We start from the raw sequence: 19,806 nt of genomic DNA on the forward strand, positions 1-19,806 counted from the left end.
AGTCGTGAATTTTTGCTTAATTGATAACAGTTGATCCTGTTCCGTCCGTACCCGCCCTGACGGAAGGGCCGGCCCGGCAGATGGCCGGGCCGGCGATCACCTCAGTCCGGCAGCGAGAACTGCACCGGCACCATGCCGATGGCCGGCACGGCCACGCCATCACGCTGGGCCGGCTCGAAGCGCCAGTGCTTGAGCACCTGCTGGCGTGCAGCCTGGTCCAGGCTGCGCGAGCCACTGCTGCGCTCGATGCTGACCACCGCTGGCTGCCCGTGGGTGTCCACCTCTACCCGCAACAGCACCGTACCCTGCTCGCGGTTGCGCAGTGCCGCCAGCGGGTAGGCCGGCGGCGGGGCGCTGCGGTATTGCAGCTGGGCGCCGGCCAGTGGTGTGGCGGTATCGATGCTCGGTACGGGCTGGGGCGGGGCCGGTTCGGCGGCCGGCAGTGCGATGCCCTGGGTTTCCTCTACGGTCGCGGTGGGGGCGGGCAGCGGCGGTGCTACCGGTTGCGTCCGGGGTTTGGGCACCACCTGGACGATTTCTTTCGGCGGGATCGGAACCGGCGGCGTGGGCGGTGGCGGGATCTTCTCGATCAGCCTGACCGCAGTCTTGTCACGCGGGACCTGCACAGCCTGGTAGGTCGCCGGGATCAGCAGCAACAGGAAGGCCAGCAGATGCAGGGCGATGGCCGCGCTCCAGGCGGCAACGCGGGCGGGGTCGAAGTGCGGGGATGCAACGGGATACGTACGAACCATGGTCCACCTCCATGCCAGTGACGAAGTCCTCAACGCACCAGGGCCCGTGGCGGGGTTGCCGCACGCGGCTGGCAGTCCATCAGTAGCGCGACATGGCGGCTACTGCCTAGAGGCAGGGGGGCGATCGTTGGGCTGGCCTTCAGCCAGTGCCGGCTGCGGGCATGAAAAAAGGCGGATCCCCTGCGGGATCCGCCTTTGCCGGCAATGATGAACGGGATCAGCGACCGAGTTCGAACACCACGTCCAGGTTGACCGAGACCGTCGATTCACCTGGTGCGACCGGGGTGGCCTTGTCCATCGCCGCGCCGGCCGACATGGCCCGCATCATCGGCATCGGGCGGTAGCCGCCGCCGGCGTTCTCGGAAATGCTGACGATGCGGCGCACCTGCAGGCCCAGCGACTTCGCATAGGTCTGGGCGCGGGCCTGGGCCTTCTTCAGTGCAGCCAGGCGGGCTTCGTCATAGACCGGTTCCGGCTGGTCGATCTCGAAGCTGGGGCCATTGATCTGGTTGGCGCCCTGCGCAGCCAGTGCGTCCAGCACCTTGCCCAGCTTGGCGATGTCGCGCACCTTCAGGCTGACCGTGTTGCTGGCCTGGTAGCCGGTGATCTTCGGTGCTTCGTTGTCGGCATAGCGGTACTGCGGGTTGAGGCTGACGCCACTGGTCTGCACGTCGCGCTCGGCGATGCCGGCGGCCTTGATCGCAGCCAGTACCTTGTCCATCTGCTGGGCGTTCTGGCGCATGGCGCTGTTGCCATCGGCGGCCTGGGTGACCACACCGGCCGACAGGGTGGCCACGTCCGGCACGCGGGTCGCCTCGGCGTTGGCCGAGATGTTCAGCAGGGTGCCTTCGGCCGGAGCGGCGATCGACGGCGACGACGGGGCAGCATGGGCGGTCATCGAGGTTCCAAGGGCGAGGGACAGGGCGAGCAGCAGCGGGGTGGCGGTCAGGCGCATGGAGAACTCCTTGTTGTGCCGTTGAGGGTGGTGTCGTAGCGATGAACGCGCTGTGAGCCCGTTCGGGGTTGAACGCGTTCCGGAACGGGTTGCCGACGATTCAGGTGGCAGCCTCAGGTTATGCTGTGCCGATGCTCTACCTTGCTTCCCGCTCCCCCCGACGCAACCAGCTGCTGGCCCGACTCGGACGCCCCTTCCAGGCCTTGGACCTGGAGGTCGTCGAGCAGCGCGCGCCCGCTGAAAGCGCCGAACAGTATGTCTGCCGGGTCGCCGCCGACAAGGCGCGCGCTGGCCTGGCCCGGGTGCTGGCCGATGACCCGCAGGCGCGGGTGCTCGGTTCGGACACCGAGGTGGTGCTGGACGGCGACGTGTTCGGAAAGCCCACCGACGCCGCCGATGCGCGGGCGATGCTGGCACGTCTTGCCGGGCGTACCCATCAGGTGATGACCGCCGTGGTGGTGGTCGGCGCGGACGGGCTGGACAGCGAGCTGGTCATTTCCGAAGTGACCTTCGCCCCGATCGACGACGCCGACATCGCCGCCTACGTGGCCACCGGCGAACCGCTGGACAAGGCGGGTGCCTACGCCATCCAGGGCGGGGCCGAGCGCTGGATCGAGCACCTGTCCGGGAGTTACTCCGGGGTGATGGGGCTGCCGTTGCTGCACACCGATCGTCTGCTGGCGCGCTGTGGCGTGCCGGCCCCCACTGCCGATGCCGCCAGGGAGGCTGCCGATGTCTGAGGAAATCCTGGTCAATGTGACCCCGCGCGAGACCCGGGTCGCGGTGATCGAAAATGGCATGCTGCAGGAACTGCACATCGAGCGCGGCTGGCGCAGGGGTGTGGTCGGCAACATCTACAAGGGCAAGGTACAGCGGGTGATGCCCGGCATGCAGGCGGCCTTCGTCGAAGTCGGGCTGGAGCGCGCCGCGTTCCTGCACGCCAACGACGTGGTGCGGCCGGCGCCGGTAGCCAGTGCCGACACCGAGAACACCACGCTGCCGCCGCCGTCCAGCGTGCCGATCGTCGAGCTGCTGCGCGACGGCCAGGACATCGTGGTGCAGGTGGTGAAGGACCCGATCGGGACCAAGGGCGCCCGCCTGACCACCCAGATCAGCATTCCCTCGCGCTACATGGTGCTGCTGCCGCAGTCGAAAGTGGTGGGCGTATCGGCACGCATCGAGGATGAAACCGAGCGCGCGCGCCTGAAGGCGCTGGTGACCGAACTGTCGGCGCAGCACGGGGGCTACGGCTACATCGTGCGTACCAATGCCGAGGGCCAGCCGGCCGAGGCCATCGCCGAGGACATCGCCTACCTGTCGCGCGTATGGAACGTGGTCGAGCGCCGAGGCCGCGAAGCCCCCTCGTGCAGCAACATCTATGAAGACCTGAGCCTGCCGCTGCGTTCGGTGCGCGACCTGATCCGCAAGGACGTGGACAAGGTGAAGGTGGATTCGAAGGAGACCTTCGCCCAGCTGCAGGCCTTCGTCGCCAAGTACATGCCGGTGCTGGCCGAGAAGATCGAGCTGTATTCCGGCGATCGTCCGATCTTCGACATGTTCGGGGTGGAGGACGAGATCGGCCGCGCGCTGGACAAGCAGGTGCCGCTGAAATCCGGTGGTTACCTGGTGATCGACCAGACCGAGGCGATGACCACCATCGACGTCAACACCGGTTCGTTCCTCGGCCAGCGCAACCTGGAAGAGACGGTGTTCCGCACCAACCTGGAAGCGGCACAGGCGGTGGCACGGCAGCTGCGGCTGCGCAACCTGGGCGGCATCATCATCATCGACTTCATCGACATGGATGATGCCGAGCACCGCCGCCAGGTATTGCGTACGCTGGAAAAGGCGCTGGCCCGTGACCATGCCAAGACCACGGTGTACGACTTCTCGCCGCTGGGCCTGGTGGAGATGACCCGCAAGCGCACGGTGGAAAGCCTGGAGCGCCAGCTGTCGGAAACCTGCCCGCAGTGCAGCGGCCGCGGCAGCATCAAGACCACCGAGACGGTGACCTACGAGATCTTCCGCGAGATCACCCGTGCCGTGCGCCAGTTCGATGCCGCGCGCCTGCTGGTGATCGCTTCGACCAAGGTGGTCGCGCGCATCACCGACGAGGAATCCGCGGCAGTGGCCGAACTGGAGGAATTCCTCGGCAAGAGCATCCGCTTCCAGGCGGACGAGCAGTACCTGCAGGAGCAATTCGATGTTGTTCTGCTCTGATCCTCGCCGGCCGCAGGCCGGCGGTGGCCGATGAGCGCGCCGCCGCGCCTGCGACTGCGAAGGATCCGCCGTCATTTCATTGCCGCCTGCGCGGTGGGCCTGGTCGGGCTGGCACTGCTGGTGGGCACTCTCAGCCAGCTGTTGCCGCTGGCCGAGCGCCATCCCGACAGGATTGCCGCCTGGTTGAGTGAACGCGCCGGCCAGCCGGTGCGTTTCGACCAGCTGCAGACGGCCTGGACCCGTCGTGGTCCGCTGCTGCAGCTGAAGGGCCTGCGCATTGGCGCCGGCCAGGGCCTGGCGATCGGCGAGGCCGAGGTGCTGGTGTCGATGTACAGCGGGCTGCTGCCCGGCCGCTCGCTGACCGAACTGCGCCTGCGTGGCCTGGCACTGGACCTGCAGCAGGGCGAGGACGGCCGCTGGTCGGTGCGTGGCCTGCCGCAGGCCGCCAATGGCGGGGACCCGCTGGATGCGCTGCGCCGGCTGGGCGAACTGCAGGTGATCGGTGGCCGCCTGGGCGTGCATGCGCCGGGGCTGGGGATCGATACCACGCTGCCACGCATCGACGTGCGCCTGCGGGTCAACGGCGACCGCCTGCGTGTAGGCGTGCGCGCCTGGGCCCAGGCCGAAGCGCTGCCGTTGACTGCGGTGCTGGACGTGGACCGCGTTCGCGGCAACGGCCAGGCCTGGCTGGGCGCCGATCCGGTCGATTTCCATGCCTGGTCGCCATTGCTGGCGGCCGGCGGTGTGCGCCTGCGCGGAGGCAAGGGCGAACTCAACCTGTGGCTGACCCTGCGCGATTTCGCGCCGGTGGCGGTGACCACCGATTCGGACCTGCGTGATGTCCGCATCGATGGCGCACCGATGCCCGCGATGGCGGCTCCGCAGCTGCAGCTGCAGCGGTTGCAGGCACGCCTGCGCTGGCAGCGCCAGGTCGACGGCTGGGCGTTGCAGGTGCCGCGCCTGCGCCTGAAAACCGAAGAAGGCGAGCAGCAGCTCGATGGCCTGCAGCTGCAGCTCGGCAAGCAGCTGCGGGTCAGTTCTGGCGAAGTGCAGGCCGGCATCGCGCTGCGTGCGCTGGCCCTGAGCGATCGTCTTGAACCGGGCCTGCGTCGCTGGCTGTTCCTGTCCAGGCCGCAGCTGGACGTGCGCGAACTGCAGCTGGCGGGCGAACGCGATGGCCCGCTGTGGGCGCAGGGCGAACTGCAGTCGCTGGGCTTCGCCAGCGTGGGCAATTCGCCCGGCCTGCGCGGCCTGGGCGGACGCTTCGAAGGCGACGCGGATGGCTTCAGCCTGCAGCTGCAGCCGCAACGCCAGCTGCAGTTCGATTGGCCGACCGGCTTCGGCGTGCGCCACGATCTGCACCTGGCGGGCCAGGTGGTGGGCTGGCGCGATGAAGGCGGTGGCTGGCGCATCGGCACGGCAGCGATGCGCGTGGAAGGCACCGATTATGCGGCGGACGTGCGCGGTGGTGTCTGGTTCCAGGGCGACGGTACGCGGCCGTGGCTGCAGCTGGCAGCCAAGCTGGACGACGTGCCGATGACCGCGGCCAAGCGCTTCTGGATCCACTCCAAGATGAGCAAGGGCGCCACCGACTGGCTGGACATGGCGCTGGCCGGTGGGCAGGTGCGCAACGGCATCGGCCTGGTCAGTGGCGACCTGGACGACTGGCCGTTCGACAACAACGATGGCCGCTTCGAGGCGACCGGCCATATCACCAATGGTGACATCCGCTTCCAGCACGACTGGCCGTTGATGCGCCAGGTCGACGCCGATATCGCCTTCATCGGCCCCGGCTTCGACATGCACGGTCGCGGCGATCTGGCCGGCGTGGCGGTGCAGAAATTCGAGGCGGGCATCCAGGATTTCGGGCAGCAGCCGCTGTACGTGCGTGCCGATGCGCAGAGCGAGGCCGGCAGGCTGCTGGCCATGCTGCGGCAGAGCCCGCTGCACAAGGATTATGGCGACACCCTGGACAACCTCACCGCTGCGGGCCCGGCGCATGTGACCTTCGATCTGCTGCAGCCGCTGCACCACGATGAAGGGGGCGGCCACCTGCAGGGCACGGTCGACCTCAACGGTGTGAAGCTGGTGGACAAGCGCTTCCAGTTGGCCTTTGACAACATGCACGGGCAGGCGCGCTACAGCAACGGCGGTTTCGGCGCCGAGGAACTGGCGGTGCGCCACCTCGGCCAGGACGGCCGCCTGAGCCTGCGTGCCGGTGGCTACGTGCACGACAGCAAGCTGGCCTTTGAATCGCAGTTGTCGGCCAACCTCGATGCTGGCGTGCTGATCGACCGCGCACCAGAAATGGCGTGGCTGAAGCCCTACATCGCCGGCACCTCGCCGTGGACCATCGCGGTCAATCTGCCCAAGGTCGCTCCGGGGGCGCCTGCGCCGCCCAGCGAGCTGCGGTTGAGCTCCGATCTGGTCGGGACCCGGCTGGATCTGCCGGCGCCGCTGGACAAACCAGCTGCCGAGCCGTTGGCGACCACCGTGGCTGCACAGCTGCCGATGGGGGCCGGCCGCATCGACGTGGCGTTCGGCCAGCGCCTGGCGCTGGCTGCGCGCAGCCACAACAACCAGACGGGTGTGCAGGTGACGCTGGGCAGCGACCATGCCGATCGCGAGCCGCCGCCGAGCGGACTGTCCGTGAATGGCCGCAGCCCGACCCTGGACGCGCTGGAGTGGATCGGCCTGGCCCGTGGTGGCAACGACGATGACGGCATGCCGCTGCGTGCGGTGGATGTGCAGGTCGGCAAGCTGATGCTGATCGGTGGCGTGTTCGAGCAGACCCGGTTGCAGCTGCGCCCGGGAGCGCAGGCACTGGATGTGCGCCTGGACGGCCCGTCGCTGGCCGGGCGCCTGACCGTCCCCAATGCAGACGGCGGCACCATCAGTGGCCAGCTCGACCGCGTGCACTGGCAGTCATTGCCGGCGGCTCCAGGTGCACCGGCCGCGCCGGCACGGGTACAGGCCGGCGCCAACGACATGGACCCGGCCAAGCTGCCGCCGTTCGCGCTGGACATCGCCGACCTGAAGTTCGGCAAGGTGGTGCTGGGCCAGGCGGTGCTGCTTACGCGGCCGCTGGCCAATGGCCTGAACGTGGATGAGCTGCGCTTCCGTGCGCCTGACCAGGAGATCGACATCAGCGGTCGTTGGCTGGGCCGCACCGGTGGTGCCCGCACCGAGCTGACCGCTCAGGTGCGCAGCGAGGATCTGGGCGGACTGATGCAGAACCTCGACTACGGCGGCCAGCTGCGTGGCGGTTCCGGCCAGGCGCAGCTGCAGGCCACGTGGAGTGGGGGGCCGTCGGACTTCCAGCTGGGCAACCTGCAGGGCCGCCTGGACCTGCACGCACGCAACGGCCAGCTGCTGGAGCTGGAACCCGGCGCCGGCCGCGTGCTGGGCCTGCTCAGCGTGACCCAGCTGCCGCGGCGCCTGATGTTCGACTTCCGCGACTTCTTCTCCAAGGGCTTCGCGTTCAACCAGATCGACGGCAGCATGCAGTTCGGCCAAGGCATGGCGCGCACAGACAAGGTGCTGATCGAAGGCCCGGCAGCCAACATCACCATCCGCGGCCAGGCCGACCTGCGCAACCAGCAGTTCGACCAGACCATCGACGTCAACCCGCGCGCAGGCAATCTGCTGACCGTGGTGGGGGCGGTGGCCGGTGGCCCGGTGGGGGCGGCGCTGGGCGCGGCCACCAATGCGGTATTGTCCAAACCATTGGGCGAGATTGGCGCCCGTACCTACAAGGTGACCGGTCCATGGAAGGAACCGAAGGTGGAAGTGATCGAGCGCAGCCGCGACAAGGCTCCGCCACCCGCGCCGGCACCGGCACCGGCCATTCCGCCGACCGTCACCGGCCTGCCGCGCGCGCGTTGAGCGCGGCTTTCCTGTTCACGGGGCTTGCCTGAGCGCCCCCGCATCCCCAGATCGAGAACCATGACTGATATCGCCCTGACGCTTGCCCAAGACCGCCTGCTGCGCCCTGGTGGCCTGGATACCGCTGGCCTGGAGCGCACCTTCGGGCAGTTGCTCGGCCCCGGTGTGGACTTTGGTGACCTTTACTTCCAGCACGCCCGCCGCGAGAGCTGGAGCGTGGAAGACGGCATCGTCAAGGACGGCGCGCATTCCATCGAGCAGGGCGTAGGCGTGCGGGCGATTTCCGGCGAGAAGACCGGTTTCGCCTATTCCGATGACATCCATGCCGATGCGCTGCGGGTGGCGGCGCAATCGGCACGTGCGATCTCGCGCGAAGGTGGTGCCCAGACCGGGCGCTCGCTGCTGCGTGGCAACGCGCGCGCGCTTTACCCGGCGCTGGACCCGATCGACGGCATCGGCAACGAGGCCAAGGTCGAGGTGCTCAAGCGCCTGGACGGCTACCTGCGTGCCGCCGACCCGCGCGTGAAGCAGGTGATGGTCAGCCTGTCCGGCGGCGTCGATACGGTGCTGATCGCCCGCAGCGACGGTGTGCTGGGCGCTGACGTGCGCCCGCTGGTGCGCCTGAACGTGCAGGTGATCGTCGAGCACAACGGCCGTCGCGAGTCCGGCTATGCCGGTGGCGGAGGTCGCTATGGCTATGAGGAGCTGTTCGCCGACGGCCGCCCGGAAGCCTTCGCCCGTGAGGCGCTGCGCCAAGCGCTGGTGAATCTTGAAGCGGTACCGGCACCGGCCGGCGTGATGCCGGTGGTGCTGGGCCCGGGCTGGCCCGGTGTGCTGCTGCATGAAGCGGTCGGCCATGGCCTGGAGGGCGACTTCAACCGCAAGGGCACCAGCGTCTACGCGGGGCGCATCGGCGAGCGCGTTGCCGCCCCGGGCGTGACGATCGTCGATGACGGCACGCTGGATGGACGCCGTGGTTCGTTGAACATCGACGACGAGGGTCATCCCAGCCAGTGCACCACGCTGATCGAGGACGGCATCCTGGTCGGCTACATGCAGGACAGCCTCAACGCGCGCCTGATGGGCGTGGCGCCGACCGGCAATGGTCGCCGCGAATCGTTCGCGCACATGACCATGCCGCGCATGACCAATACCTACATGCGTGCCGGCCAGCATGACCCGCAGGAAATGATCCGTTCGGTGAAGAAGGGCCTGTACGCGGTCAACTTCGGCGGCGGCCAGGTCGACATCACCAGCGGCAAGTACGTGTTCTCGGCCACCGAGGCGTACCTGATCGAGGATGGCCGCATCACCACGCCGGTGAAGGGCGCGACCCTGATCGGCAACGGTCCGGAAACCATGCAGAAGGTGCGCATGGTCGGCAACGACCTGGCCCTGGACGAGGGCGTGGGCATCTGCGGCAAGGATGGGCAGAGCGTGCCCGTGGGTGTCGGCCAGCCTTCGCTGTTGATCGAGGGCATCACCGTCGGCGGTACCCAGGCCTGAGCCGGGCGATGGCCAGCGCCACCGCCCCGACCGACGGGGACTCAGTCCTCGTCGGCTTCGTCGTTCTCGATGGGGTCGGCGTCTTCGGCGTTGGCCTTCAGGCCCAGCGCGGCCGGCAGCATCAGCGCGCGCAGCACCTGGTAGATCTCGCGGTAGGCGCGCGGCGGCTTGTTCTTCGCCTTCTCGGCCTGCGCGTTGCGCACCAGCGTGCGCAGCTGCTGGCGGTCGGCCTGCGGGTAATCGTCCAGCAGGGCGGCCAGCGCCTTGTCACCTTCGGCCAGCAGGCGCTCGCGCCAGTCTTCCACGCGGTGCATCATCGCCACTTCGCGGCGGCCGGTTTCGCTGTTGGCGTCCAGCGCATCGCGGATCGCATCCAGCGTGGCGTCTTCTTCGCGGCGCATGTGCTTGGCCAGGAACGCCAGCTGGCGCTTGTGGGCGATGTGGGCGGTGATGCGCTTGCACTCGGCGATGTGCGGCAGCAGGTCTTCCGGAATCGGCAGGCGCGCCAGCTGGGCCGGGGTCAACGACACCAGCTTCTCGCCCAGGGCCAGGACGTCGAGCGCATCGCGCCGGTTCTGGCTGCGGCTCTTGTCGTGGAATTCACCGGTTTCTTCGTCGCGTCCGCGCATCGTTCCTACCTGATCTCAAAAAAAGTCGCCCGGCGTGATGCCGGGCCCAACCCGTACAGGATAAAGCATTGAACGTGATCGCCCCTGAAGTCGCTGTCGGCGACGACAGCCCGGCCCGGCTGGAACGGCTGGCCGACCTTTCCCAGCAGCTGCTCGACCGTGCCCGGGCGCTGGGCGCCAGCCAGGCCGAGGTCAGCTGCAGCGAGGACCGTGGCCTGGAGGTCAATGTCCGCCTTGGCGAGGTTGAGACCGTGCAGTCCACCCGTGACCGCGGTATCGCCGTCACCGTCTATTTCGGCCAACGCAAGGGCAGCGCCAGCACCGGCGACCTGAACGAGGCCAGCCTTGCCGCCACGGTCGAGCAGGCCTGCGCGATCGCCCGCCATACCGAGGACGACCCGGCCGCCGGCCTGGCCGAGGCGGCGCTGATGGCGACCGACTTCCCCGACCTGGACAGCTGGCATCCCTGGGCGCTGCAGGCCGACGAGGCGGTGGACCTGGCCCTGGCCTGCGAGAACGCAGGTCGTGAGGCCGATGCGCAGATCCGCAACTCCGACGGCGCCTCGGTGTCGAGCATGCAGAGCCTGTCGGTGTACGCCAATTCGCATGGCTTTTTCGGCCGTGAGCGTGGCACCCATCATTCGGTGGGCTGTGCGCTGATCGCCGGCCAGGGCGATGGCATGCAGCGCGATGGCTGGTACACCAGCGCGCTGGCCCGCGAGGACCTTGAGGAGGTGGGCCTGGTCGGTCGTCGTGCCGCCGAGCGTACCGTCGCCCGCCTGCAGCCTCGCTCGATGGCCACCGGCAGCATGCCGGTGCTGTTCGCCCCGGAAGTCGCGCGCAGCCTGGTCGGTCACCTGCTGTCGGCGGTGTCCGGCGGTGCCCTGTACCGCCAGGCCAGCTTCCTGCTGGACAGCGTTGGCAAGCAGCTGTTCCCGGACTGGATGCAGATCGAGGAACTGCCCCACCTGCGCCGTGGCCTGCGCTCGGCCGCCTTCGACGGTGACGGCGTGGCCACCCGTGCTTCGGCCCTGGTCCGTGACGGCGTGCTGCAGCGCTATGTGCTGGGCAGCTACTCGGCGCGCAAGCTGGGCCTGCAGACCACCGCCAATGCCGGTGGCGTGCACAACCTGCAACTGGCCGCCAACGCGGGCTCCCTGCAGGAGATCGCCCGCCAGATGGGCGATGGCCTGCTGGTGACCGAGCTGATGGGGCAGGGCGTGAACGGGGTGACCGGCGACTACTCGCGCGGTGCCGGCGGCTTCCGCGTCGAGAATGGCGAGATCCAGTACCCGGTGGATGGCATCACCATCGCCGGCAACCTGCGCGAGATGTTCAGCAGCATCGAAGCGGTTGGCAGCGACGTCGACCCGCGCTCGCACATCCGGACCGGTTCGATCCTGCTGGGGCGGATGACCATCGCCGGTAATGATTGATGGCGTCGATGGCGTAAGCTATGCCCGCCTGACGCAACCAGCTTGGTGCTGGTGGGTCAAGACCACCCAATGAAAAGGAGTTTTGTCGTGAGCGAATTCGATAACGTCCCGCCGCCGCCGGCCACCACCGACGTGCCGGCCGACCAGCGCACCATGGCCCTGGCTGCCCACCTGCTGGGCATCTTCACCGGCTTCATCGGCGCGCTGATCATCTGGCTGATCAACAAGGACGATGCTGGCAAGGCCTTCGTGACCGACCAGGCCAAGGAAGCCCTGAACTTCCAGATCACCGTGACCATCGCCATGGTGATCAGCATGATCCTGACCATCGTGATCATCGGCGTCTTCCTGGCCCCGATCGTCGGCATCATCAGCCTGGTGTTCAGCATCATCGCAGCGGTCAAGGCCAACAACGGCGAAGCCTATCGCTACCCGTTCGCGCTGCGCCTGATCAAGTAATACCGGCTGCGTGCGGAACTGAAAACGCCCGGCATTGCCGGGCGTTTTCGTGTGCGGGAAATGCCCGGCCGTGTATAGCGATCAGTGATCGCGTTCCACCGCCAGCGTCGCCAGCGCACGCAGCGCATCGGCTTCCTCGCCATACCCGGCCAGGATCGACTGCATGCGTGCAGCGAGTTCGTGCAGCTGGGCCTTTGCGCCGTCCATGCCAAGCAGGGCGGGGAAGGTGCTCTTGTCCTGCGCCTGGTCCTTGCCGGCGGTCTTGCCCAGCTGCTCGGAACTGGCTTCGACATCGAGGATGTCGTCGCGTACCTGGAAGGCCAGGCCGAGTGCATCGGCGAAGCTGTCCAGCTGGGCCAGCTGCGGTTCGTGGGCCTGGCCGCACAGCGCGCCCATGCGCACTGCCGCACGGATCAGCGCGCCGGTCTTCAGCGCGTGCATGCGGGTCAATGCCGCCAGCGTCTGCTGCTGGCCGGTGGCATCGATATCCAGCGCCTGGCCGCCGCACATGCCGGACGCGCCGGAGGCGTGGGCCAGGGTCTGCAGGCAGGCCACGCGCAAGGTGGCTGGCAGCGGAGCATCGGCGAGCAGGCCAAAGGCACGGGTCTGCAGCGCGTCGCCTGCCAGGATCGCGGTGGCTTCATCGAAGGCGATGTGGGTGGTCGGCTTGCCGCGGCGCAACGCGTCGTCATCCATCGCCGGCAGGTCGTCATGCACCAGCGAGTAGGCGTGGATGAGTTCGACGGACATGGCCGCCGCATCCAGGCTTTCCGGCTGCGCACCGAACAGGTGGCCACTGGCGTAGACCAGCAGAGGGCGCATGCGCTTGCCACCGCCCAGCACCGAATAGCGCATGGCCTGGTGCAGGCGCTGCGGTGCTTCGGCAGGCGAGGGCAGAGCGGCGTCGAGCTGGCTTTCGATACGGTCGCGCCAGCGCGCGAACAGAACCTCAGCCGTCATGGCTGGGTGGATCGAAGGGTTCGGCTGCTTCCGGCTGCGCCGGATCGCTGAGCAGGCGCACGCGCAGTTCGGCCTGCTCCAGCGCCTGCTGGCACTGGCGATACAGACCGACGCCACGTTCGTAAGCACTGAGCGAGGCTTCCAGGCTCAGCTCGCCGGTTTCCATCTGCTCCACCAGCTGTTCCAGCGATTCGAGCGACTGCTCGAACTGGGCGACCGGGGAGGCGTTTTCGGGGGACTTCTTGGCCATGTGGCAAGTGTGGACGGGCCGCGCGCGGGGGTCAATTCACCAGCCGCCGGGACGCCACTGCAGCTGTGCCTGGTGGGCCTGCAACCAGGCCTGCAGTGGCGCGGAGATGACCACGTCGGCGGCTGCCAGCAACTGCGGGCCATCAAAGATCAGCGGCAGCTGCGCGCGTCGCCAGGGGGCGAGATGTTCGCGTTGCAGGCAGTCCTTCAATGCGTGCGAATGCTGGCGACCGGGCAGCAGGATGCGCTCACCGCCCACGCGTGCACGGACCTGCAGTGGGCGCTCGAAGGCGGCGGCGCCCTGCAGCCGCAGCTGGCCGCCATCGGGCAGCGGCAGGGGGGCATGCCCATCCCATTCGGCCTGCCACGCGCGGGGCAGCGATGGCAGCTGCGCGGGTAGCAGGTAGGCGTGGTCGCGCCATTGCTGGATCGCGTGATCGTGCCAGCGTACCCGCGCCTGGCGATCGTTGCCGGCCGGCAGCAGTTCGTCCAGGCCCTGCTGCAGCACCGTGGCCGGCAGTGGGGCGGCACCATGGCCGATCACCCAGGCGCGCAGCACGCGCGCGGCGCGTCCCGGTGACACCTGACGCAGCAACTGCAGCGACAGCACGCGCGGTGCCACTTCCAGGTGCGCGATCAGTTCGGCATCTTCCTCATCCAGCAGTTCGCGGGTCTGCCGGCAATGCAGGGCGCTGCCGGCCAACGCGGCGGCGGCGTGCGGCCAGCGCTGGCGCAACAGTGGCAGTACCTGCAGGCGCAGGAAGTTGCGATCGGCGTGGTCTTCGGCGTTGCTGGGATCCTCGATCCAACGCAGCGCGTGTTGCCGGGCATAGTCGAGCAGTGCGGTGCGCGGTGCGTGCAGCAAGGGACGCCACAGGCGGTGCGTACCGAGCTGACTGTCATCGGCCATCGCGGCAAGGCCATCGACACCGGAGCCGCGCAGCGCGCGGAGCAGGAAGGTCTCGGCCTGATCGTCCTGGTGCTGTGCCAGTGCCAGTGTTTCGCCTTCGCGCAGTTCAGCAGCGAACGCTGCACGTCGTGCTTCGCGCGCTGCGCCTTCGAGGCCCAGGCCTGTGGAGTCGTCGATCTGTACGTGGTGCACGGCCAGCTCGACGCCCAGCGCGGCGCACTGCTGCTGGCAATGCCGCACCCAGTCGTCGGCTGCTGGCTGCAGGCCGTGGTGTACGTGCACCGCACGCAGCGCCGTGCCGGAAGCCTGGGCGCAGCGCCACAGCCAGTGCAGCAGCACGGTGGAGTCGACACCGCCGCTGTAGCCCACCAGCAGCGGCGCATCCAGCGGAACGAGGGCAGGGAAGGCAGTCACGTCGGCAAGTATAGGGTGGGGTTTACGTGGCAGGGCTGCGCCCTGCACCTGCAGAGGCCACGGCCACGGCAAGAGCCGAAGCAACAGCAGAAGCTGGTTTCCTGAGGGATGGCGGGGTGGGTCCGGTTGCGGGGGACGTTGCAAGTACGTCCATGTAAGCTCGGTCGCCGCATCCATGCGGCTCACGCCCCCGCAACCGGACCCACCCGCCTTCGACAGTTGGCCGCGTTCTGTTGTTCCGGGGTGAGATATTCCAAGGGAGCACAGCGGGATAATTGATGGCGGACTACCCGGGATGTGGCGGGATTACCCCGTGCAGATCCGACAGCGTTGCGTCAGCGGCAACCCATGCCAGGTGGCGCCAAATGGTGCGCCGGCGCAACATTTGAGCCAGCCTCACCCCCAACCCAAATGCCTCGGATCCGAGGCATTTGCCCGAGTGAAATGCGTCGGCGCCGACGCATTTCGGACTCAAGGTCCGTTTTGACGTAGCGGAGTGACTGTGCCGCTGGCCCGACCCGGACTCTGGCCGTCCCGTCCGCCATGCACCCAAAAGCGACACTGTGTCGCTTTTGGAGCTTTCGCATTCGATGAGCCAGATCCAAATGCCGCGGCGCCGCGGCATTTGATCACACCCAACCCTGGTTGTTGCTGCCACCTGCAAATCCCGAACGCGTTCGGGATTTGACAAGCCGCCCCTCACCTGACCCGAATAGGTCAAATTCCTCGCATGCGAGGAGTTTGGGTCGAGGGTGAGGCTGGTTCAAATGTTGCGACGTCGCAACATTTGGCCCGCCCCCAAGAACAGTAAAATCGTGCGACATCGCACGATTTGACCTGGTCTGCAAAAGTGACAACGTGTCACTTTTCCCCTTGCCTACCCACGGTCTCAGCTCCCAAATCATGCGAATTCGCATGATTCTCCTCCCGTGGCCGTAGGGGGCAAAACGCTCAGCGCCGAGCGTTTTGAGCGAAACCTCATTTCTAGAAACTGGTTTCGGAGACTTGCTCTTACGTCATCGGGATACTCCCATCGCCCGGACAGCTGTCCGGGTGAATCGCCTGGCCATGCGCTATTCGGTGGAACGATACCGCTTCCCTGAGCGTTCAACCGGCGACTGTCATGAACACCGTCTGGAGCAAAGCGTGTCGGCCAACAGAACCTTTTTCGAAGAGGTCACGGACGTTATCTGTCTGATCCTCAGTAGTGCGGACGTCCCGCACGCCGACACCCTCGCGGTATCCAGGCAATTGTGCCGCCGAATCAAGGCCCAGTTCGGAGGCAGCACGATCTACCTTCCGACGAACCGGTCAAAGGCAGGAGGGCACGCAAGCAAATTGGGCATGGAGCTCCTCGACCTGGTTGAGGATGAGGTCTGCCATCAACTTCGCCAGGCGGGCTTGCTGGATGAACTGGAGCGAGCCGTTGCGGCAGATGACATTCGCCAGGAACTGCTGACTCGATGCCGCTCTCTCTGCATCTACGTGCCCAGCGGTCAGAGCGATGCCGCATTGGCAAGGGCGCTACAGGCCCATTCTCATCTCCAGAACAACAAGAGCCGCAGTGAAATAGCGACCATGCTGAATGTATCGACCCAAGCGGTCTGCAAGATGATCCGGCGCGCAGAGAGACACCTCCAAACGACGAAAAAGATAAAGGGCGGTGAGCATCATAAAGAAAGCCAGGCATGACGCCACTTGGCGCCGACTGGACAAGATCCGAAATGTTTCGCATGCGAAACATTTGCCTCCCGCCATAGAGGGAAAAGCGCCGTTAACACGCCTTCCATACCACGCGCACCCGGACCCGGGTCCGTATGAGACAGCTGTCCGATTTTGATCCAATGCACTCACCAGCGGTGAGGTGCTAAATGCAGAACTGCTGGTCTCCGTCTCGCTGGTGACCTTCTATCCCTTTTACGGCCAAAACCTGCCGGTTTGCCAAGATAAATTCAACGGTTCGCCTAGTTACGGCGGCCAGCACAAAATCCCGCCGAAGCGGCCCTTCGGCATTGATCGCGCTTTCTTAGGAGATTGCAATGGGTTGGGATCAAATCATCATGATTGCCGTGTCGCTGCTTATCAGCTATGCGACACGCACCAAGCCGCCGACTCCAAGGCCGGCAGCGCTGGAGGAATTCAACGTGCCCGTAGCAGAGGATGGTCGCGAGTGCGCAATGATCTTCGGCACGGTCTGGATTGATGACCCGAATGTTCTTTACTACGGTGATCTGCGCAATACGCCGATCAAGGTTAAGGGCGGTAAGAAGTGATGGACGTCCTGATCTGATGACCATCGAAAACCAGCAGTGCACGCGGAACGGCACGCCGCACATTACCTGCATCAGCGTTTGGAGTGACCGCCGCGCTATATCTGTCAACAAGAGCAGTCGCAATTTTGCTTCGATCCGTCAGGTTTTGGGAGGATGACGTGGCAAATAGTGATTCGAAGACGCATATCCGCCACAAGAAAGGTGGTGCCACGCTTCCAGACAGGTGTCAGACACCCGCGACTGCCGCCAGTGCTATCGGTGGGCGAACCCAGAGCCGGCATGGAACCGTGGGCGGTCTCGTTGCCTCGCCCCATGAGGGTTCCGGCGTGCTTGAGAGCTTGGGTGGGGCCGTTGAGCTGGCGCTGCGTAGCTTGCGTGCCGAGGTAGATATCCCCACGGTTGTCCAGGCAGTGGTCCAGCGCATCGCCGATGAGTACGGCGGGGCCAATCTTTGCTTTCCAGTTTCCGCCGAGAGCGCTGGACGCCTTAGCTATACGAGGGTGCGCCGCGACGGGTTCATGCAGTGCCTGAAAGACGAGGTCATTGCTCAGTTGGCGAAACTGGGCTGTGACCAGGCACGCCGGGAATCTGCCGGAGGAGCTGCGGTGGCAGCAGTGGCCACGACATTCTCTGGCGGCTCGGTCTATATCCCTTCGATGGCAGCTGCCCGCCAGGCCGAGCAGCACGTGGCAATTGTTGCTCGCTACCGCGCAGGCGAAAGAACCCACGACATCGCCGCCACCTTTGGCATCTCTGAGCGCTCCGTTCGTCGCATCTTGCAGCGAACGCGCGAACGGAACAGGCGCAGTGCAAACAGCCGAGGAAGCGCTGATTAAGGCAGTGCATTCCAACCAGCACCGTTGACCAATCAGCGGCTATCCACCTATTGCGTGACAGGACTTCCACTATGGCACTACGTGCATTTCAGATATTTCGGGCGGGCACATGGAACTCTCAGTCCGGTCCCATCACCGTCGACAAACGGGCGGTCAGTGCCGTTGCGATCAACTACAGCCAGGCACTGAAGTCTGCGCCCCTGGTGATCGGACACCCTGACGATGAGTCGAACACCTTTGGCCAGGTGCGTGGTCTGGCCGATATGGATGGCGAGCTGTACGCCTTCGCCGATGTGGCTGATGGCCTGATCAGTTCTGTGCGGAGCGGCAATTACAAGAACGTTTCAGCCTCGATCTACTTTCCCAACACGCCAGGCAATCCCATGCCGGGTAGCTACTACCTCCGTCACGTGGGCTTTCTGGGCGCTCAGGCTCCGGCTGTGAAGGGAATGCAGCCTTTGAGCTTTGCAGAGCCAGCACATGGCGGCACTCCTGCTGCGGCGAACTTCTCCACACCCGTTGGAGTTCAGGTTGATCGCACGCAAATGCAGTTGTACGAGCTCGCGCGTGACGTGCAGCACGCCAATCCATCTATCGGCTTTATCCAAGCCGCGATCATGGCCCAAAGGGCCATCCAACGATAAGAGGTCACCATGAGCAGCATCACGGAAATCCAGTCCAGCATCGAAAGCCTGGGCGCGATCAAAGAGAAGATCAACACCGCCGTTGCCGAGCGCTACCAGCGACTGGAAGCCCTGGCGGCAGAGCGCAGCAAGATCACCTCACAACCCATTTCACGCACGGACTACATCGCGCTCATGTGGCGCATGTTGGATTTGAAGGCTGACCACTATCGTGCGCGGCTGACACAAAATCTCAGAAACAGTATCTTCGGGAGTCATGACCGCGCCGATAAGAAGCCCACGGTTGAGACGGCGATGAGCGTCAACGCAATGGATGCCGACGACATGTTGGGCACACTGCCGGGCGGACTACGTGGAGCCGTCTACGGCGGGGATTTTGACCCGGACCCGATGAGCCAGCTTGCCGCAACCTACTTCCTCTTGGATGAAATGAAGCTGGCTACGGCTGACGCCCTGGATGGCATCGCCAATTGGCCGAAGGCTCTTCCGTTGAAAGAGTCCCTGGCGAAGATCGGTGACATTGACCGGGAGATGCTGACCATCGAATCCGAGCTGGAGTTGCTGAAGAAGGATGCGCATCGCATCGGCCTGGCACTACCGCCCAAGCCGGTGAAGGTCGAACCGATGCAGCCGGGTAGTTGGGAGTGGCTGAATAAGATGACTGAAGACATGGCTCGCCGTCGGCGGCAGGAAGAGATTGATGATCCGCTCCGCGCCAAGGCAATCGTCGTGCGAGATGGTGTCCGGGGCTGGATGCGCTTGAACCTGGAGACCAACCTGGAGGAATTCGTTCCCGAGCGCTGAGCCAGGCGCTGACGGACAAGCGGTGCGTGTCCGTGGGCTGCGGCCCAAACAACGACCGCAGGGTGGGCCGCTCTTTCGGCCGTTGGCCGTTCGCCAGGTTCTCCGATGGCGGAGTCACGGGGCGGTGACCACCCGACCCACAAAGCTGTTGCATGAGAGGGCGTCGGGGTGTAGTGTTTCTCACGTCGCCCCACATGGGCGGCCGGGATTTGCAGCCCGGAATCACTCAAGGCGCACAAGCGCCCATCGCCCGATGAAGGCGCTTTTTTGTTGTCCCGCATCGGGCGGGGGCAAGCCGCAGTTTTCTATGGCGGGCGGTGCGTGGAGGCCTCTGTGCCTGCCGGTCCTTGAGCCGGTCTGCAAACCGCGTACCGTCCGCCACCCCGTTTTGCAGTGGGGTTGCGGTCCTTCATATCTCAAGGACCTGACAATGAACATGATTACCGCAAGCTCGCCGCAGTCCAACTCGCTCCAGCGGGCAGCATTCCAAGCCCATGATGACCTGGGCACCGTCTCTTCCGCTTTGAACGGCCTGCGCGATGCGCTTGAGGTCCGGCGCGGCCATGACGCCATCAACCGTGACAACCTTGCCATGCTCTTCTACGCCATCGAGCCACGTAACTTCCCTGAGGGTGTGGGCGAGGAAGGTGTTGCCGAAGCGCGGGCCGCTATCATTGACCTGATCTCGCCCGAGTCCAACCTGAACGGAATTTCGCGTGCCCGCGTGTGGTCGCTGGTCTGCCTGCTGGCCAAGTTGCAGGAGGCGGCCGTCAACCGGCTCGGGGAGATTGTGCACGGCCAGTCAGCTGCCGAGGCGTAAGCGCCGCCCACCGGCACAGGACTCAAAGAAAGACGCCCCGGCCTTCCGGGGCGT

18 protein-coding genes are annotated in these 19,806 nt (G+C 66.0%); 12 read left to right on the forward strand and 6 right to left on the reverse strand.

From position 1 onward, the window contains the following. Window positions 1-101: 101 nt before the first annotated feature. Both N5D20_RS01670 and N5D20_RS01675 read right to left on the reverse strand, forming a co-directional pair. On the reverse strand, window positions 102-752 hold the full coding sequence (locus tag N5D20_RS01670) for an energy transducer TonB (RefSeq protein ID WP_197579166.1): 651 nt from the start codon (window positions 750-752) through the stop codon (window positions 102-104). A gap of 217 nt (window positions 753-969) precedes the next feature. Further along, window positions 970-1,707: an SIMPL domain-containing protein gene (locus N5D20_RS01675; RefSeq protein WP_006382138.1), complete on the reverse strand. Its 738-nt coding sequence runs from the start codon at window positions 1,705-1,707 to the stop codon at window positions 970-972. A 131-nt stretch (window positions 1,708-1,838) separates the two neighbouring features. On the opposite strand from N5D20_RS01675, the gene N5D20_RS01680 reads away from it, so the two are divergent. The 4 genes from N5D20_RS01680 to tldD are packed head-to-tail and all read left to right on the forward strand — an operon-like array spanning window position 1,839 to window position 9,318. After that, the gene (locus tag N5D20_RS01680; RefSeq protein ID WP_197579167.1) at window positions 1,839-2,447 is read left to right on the forward strand and encodes a Maf family nucleotide pyrophosphatase; all 609 of its coding nucleotides are present in this window, start codon (window positions 1,839-1,841) and stop codon (window positions 2,445-2,447) included. Next, on the forward strand, window positions 2,440-3,927 hold the full coding sequence (rng, locus tag N5D20_RS01685; protein WP_049437343.1) for a ribonuclease G: 1,488 nt from the start codon (window positions 2,440-2,442) through the stop codon (window positions 3,925-3,927). The genes N5D20_RS01680 and rng overlap by 8 nt, the downstream gene beginning before the upstream one ends. A gap of 30 nt (window positions 3,928-3,957) precedes the next feature. Continuing rightward, window positions 3,958-7,812, forward strand: coding sequence for a YhdP family protein (locus tag N5D20_RS01690; RefSeq protein ID WP_279915230.1), 3,855 nt, complete (start codon window positions 3,958-3,960; stop codon window positions 7,810-7,812). 60 nt (window positions 7,813-7,872) lie between these two features. Further along, window positions 7,873-9,318: a metalloprotease TldD gene (gene tldD / locus N5D20_RS01695; protein ID WP_159360420.1), complete on the forward strand. Its 1,446-nt coding sequence runs from the start codon at window positions 7,873-7,875 to the stop codon at window positions 9,316-9,318. A 41-nt stretch (window positions 9,319-9,359) separates the two neighbouring features. Here the strand turns inward: tldD and yjgA are convergent, their stop codons facing one another. Continuing rightward, on the reverse strand, window positions 9,360-9,947 hold the full coding sequence (yjgA, locus tag N5D20_RS01700; protein ID WP_099560502.1) for a ribosome biogenesis factor YjgA: 588 nt from the start codon (window positions 9,945-9,947) through the stop codon (window positions 9,360-9,362). Window positions 9,948-10,015: 68 nt separating this feature from the next. Here yjgA and pmbA point away from each other — a divergent pair, with 68 nt between their 5' ends. Then, window positions 10,016-11,383 (forward strand): metalloprotease PmbA, encoded by a 1,368-nt coding sequence (gene pmbA, locus N5D20_RS01705; RefSeq protein WP_197579169.1) that lies wholly within the window; start codon window positions 10,016-10,018, stop codon window positions 11,381-11,383. Between the two features lie 87 nt (window positions 11,384-11,470). Continuing rightward, window positions 11,471-11,842 carry a DUF4870 domain-containing protein gene (locus N5D20_RS01710; protein WP_010482972.1) on the forward strand — a complete coding sequence of 124 codons (372 nt, stop codon included), beginning with the start codon at window positions 11,471-11,473 and terminating at the stop codon, window positions 11,840-11,842. An 81-nt stretch (window positions 11,843-11,923) separates the two neighbouring features. On the opposite strand, the gene N5D20_RS01715 is transcribed toward N5D20_RS01710, so the two are convergent. The 3 genes from N5D20_RS01715 to tilS are packed head-to-tail and all read right to left on the reverse strand — an operon-like array spanning window position 11,924 to window position 14,375. Then, window positions 11,924-12,802, reverse strand: a complete 879-nt coding sequence (locus N5D20_RS01715; protein ID WP_005410523.1) for a farnesyl diphosphate synthase — start codon at window positions 12,800-12,802, stop codon at window positions 11,924-11,926. Continuing rightward, a complete protein-coding gene (locus tag N5D20_RS01720) occupies window positions 12,792-13,052 on the reverse strand; it encodes an exodeoxyribonuclease VII small subunit (RefSeq protein ID WP_010482975.1) in 261 nt (86 codons plus the stop codon). The genes N5D20_RS01715 and N5D20_RS01720 overlap by 11 nt, the downstream gene beginning before the upstream one ends. 36 nt (window positions 13,053-13,088) lie before the next feature. Next, window positions 13,089-14,375 (reverse strand): tRNA lysidine(34) synthetase TilS, encoded by a 1,287-nt coding sequence (gene tilS, locus N5D20_RS01725; RefSeq protein WP_197579170.1) that lies wholly within the window; start codon window positions 14,373-14,375, stop codon window positions 13,089-13,091. 1,053 nt (window positions 14,376-15,428) lie between these two features. Here tilS and N5D20_RS01730 point away from each other — a divergent pair. The 6 genes from N5D20_RS01730 (at window position 15,429) to N5D20_RS01755 (ending at window position 19,752) form a co-directional block, all read left to right on the forward strand. Continuing rightward, on the forward strand, window positions 15,429-16,067 hold the full coding sequence (locus tag N5D20_RS01730) for a hypothetical protein (RefSeq protein ID WP_152911129.1): 639 nt from the start codon (window positions 15,429-15,431) through the stop codon (window positions 16,065-16,067). Window positions 16,068-16,414: 347 nt separating this feature from the next. Continuing rightward, window positions 16,415-16,648, forward strand: a complete 234-nt coding sequence (locus N5D20_RS01735) for a hypothetical protein (RefSeq protein WP_065427636.1) — start codon at window positions 16,415-16,417, stop codon at window positions 16,646-16,648. Window positions 16,649-16,974: 326 nt separating this feature from the next. Next, window positions 16,975-17,484, forward strand: coding sequence for a Mor transcription activator family protein (locus tag N5D20_RS01740; protein WP_049395772.1), 510 nt, complete (start codon window positions 16,975-16,977; stop codon window positions 17,482-17,484). 71 nt (window positions 17,485-17,555) lie between these two features. Continuing rightward, window positions 17,556-18,128 (forward strand): hypothetical protein, encoded by a 573-nt coding sequence (locus N5D20_RS01745; protein WP_053091919.1) that lies wholly within the window; start codon window positions 17,556-17,558, stop codon window positions 18,126-18,128. Window positions 18,129-18,137: 9 nt separating this feature from the next. After that, window positions 18,138-18,932, forward strand: a complete 795-nt coding sequence (locus tag N5D20_RS01750; RefSeq protein WP_049398621.1) for a hypothetical protein — start codon at window positions 18,138-18,140, stop codon at window positions 18,930-18,932. A 430-nt stretch (window positions 18,933-19,362) separates the two neighbouring features. Further along, on the forward strand, window positions 19,363-19,752 hold the full coding sequence (locus tag N5D20_RS01755; RefSeq protein WP_049398622.1) for a hypothetical protein: 390 nt from the start codon (window positions 19,363-19,365) through the stop codon (window positions 19,750-19,752). Window positions 19,753-19,806 lie beyond the last annotated feature (54 nt).

Origin of the sequence: Stenotrophomonas sp. GD03877, from assembly GCF_029840555.1 — a bacterium.
In the GTDB taxonomy this organism is placed as follows: domain Bacteria; phylum Pseudomonadota; class Gammaproteobacteria; order Xanthomonadales; family Xanthomonadaceae; genus Stenotrophomonas; species Stenotrophomonas geniculata.

Excerpts from the sequence above, each read along its gene's own strand:
- yjgA (WP_099560502.1), bottom strand. The coding sequence starts at position 9,947 with ATGCGCGGACGCGACGAAGAAACCGGTGAATTCCACGACAAGAGCCGC.
- N5D20_RS01720 (WP_010482975.1), bottom strand. The coding sequence starts at position 13,052 with ATGGCCAAGAAGTCCCCCGAAAACGCCTCCCCGGTCGCCCAGTTCGAG.
- N5D20_RS01680 (WP_197579167.1), top strand. The coding sequence starts at position 1,839 with ATGCTCTACCTTGCTTCCCGCTCCCCCCGACGCAACCAGCTGCTGGCC.
- N5D20_RS01735 (WP_065427636.1), top strand. The coding sequence starts at position 16,415 with ATGGGTTGGGATCAAATCATCATGATTGCCGTGTCGCTGCTTATCAGC.
- tldD (WP_159360420.1), top strand. The coding sequence starts at position 7,873 with ATGACTGATATCGCCCTGACGCTTGCCCAAGACCGCCTGCTGCGCCCT.
- N5D20_RS01715 (WP_005410523.1), bottom strand. The coding sequence starts at position 12,802 with ATGACGGCTGAGGTTCTGTTCGCGCGCTGGCGCGACCGTATCGAAAGC.
- N5D20_RS01750 (WP_049398621.1), top strand. The coding sequence starts at position 18,138 with ATGAGCAGCATCACGGAAATCCAGTCCAGCATCGAAAGCCTGGGCGCG.
- N5D20_RS01670 (WP_197579166.1), bottom strand. The coding sequence starts at position 752 with ATGGTTCGTACGTATCCCGTTGCATCCCCGCACTTCGACCCCGCCCGC.
- rng (WP_049437343.1), top strand. The coding sequence starts at position 2,440 with ATGTCTGAGGAAATCCTGGTCAATGTGACCCCGCGCGAGACCCGGGTC.
- N5D20_RS01690 (WP_279915230.1), top strand. The coding sequence starts at position 3,958 with ATGAGCGCGCCGCCGCGCCTGCGACTGCGAAGGATCCGCCGTCATTTC.
- N5D20_RS01755 (WP_049398622.1), top strand. The coding sequence starts at position 19,363 with ATGAACATGATTACCGCAAGCTCGCCGCAGTCCAACTCGCTCCAGCGG.
- N5D20_RS01745 (WP_053091919.1), top strand. The coding sequence starts at position 17,556 with ATGGCACTACGTGCATTTCAGATATTTCGGGCGGGCACATGGAACTCT.
- N5D20_RS01675 (WP_006382138.1), bottom strand. The coding sequence starts at position 1,707 with ATGCGCCTGACCGCCACCCCGCTGCTGCTCGCCCTGTCCCTCGCCCTT.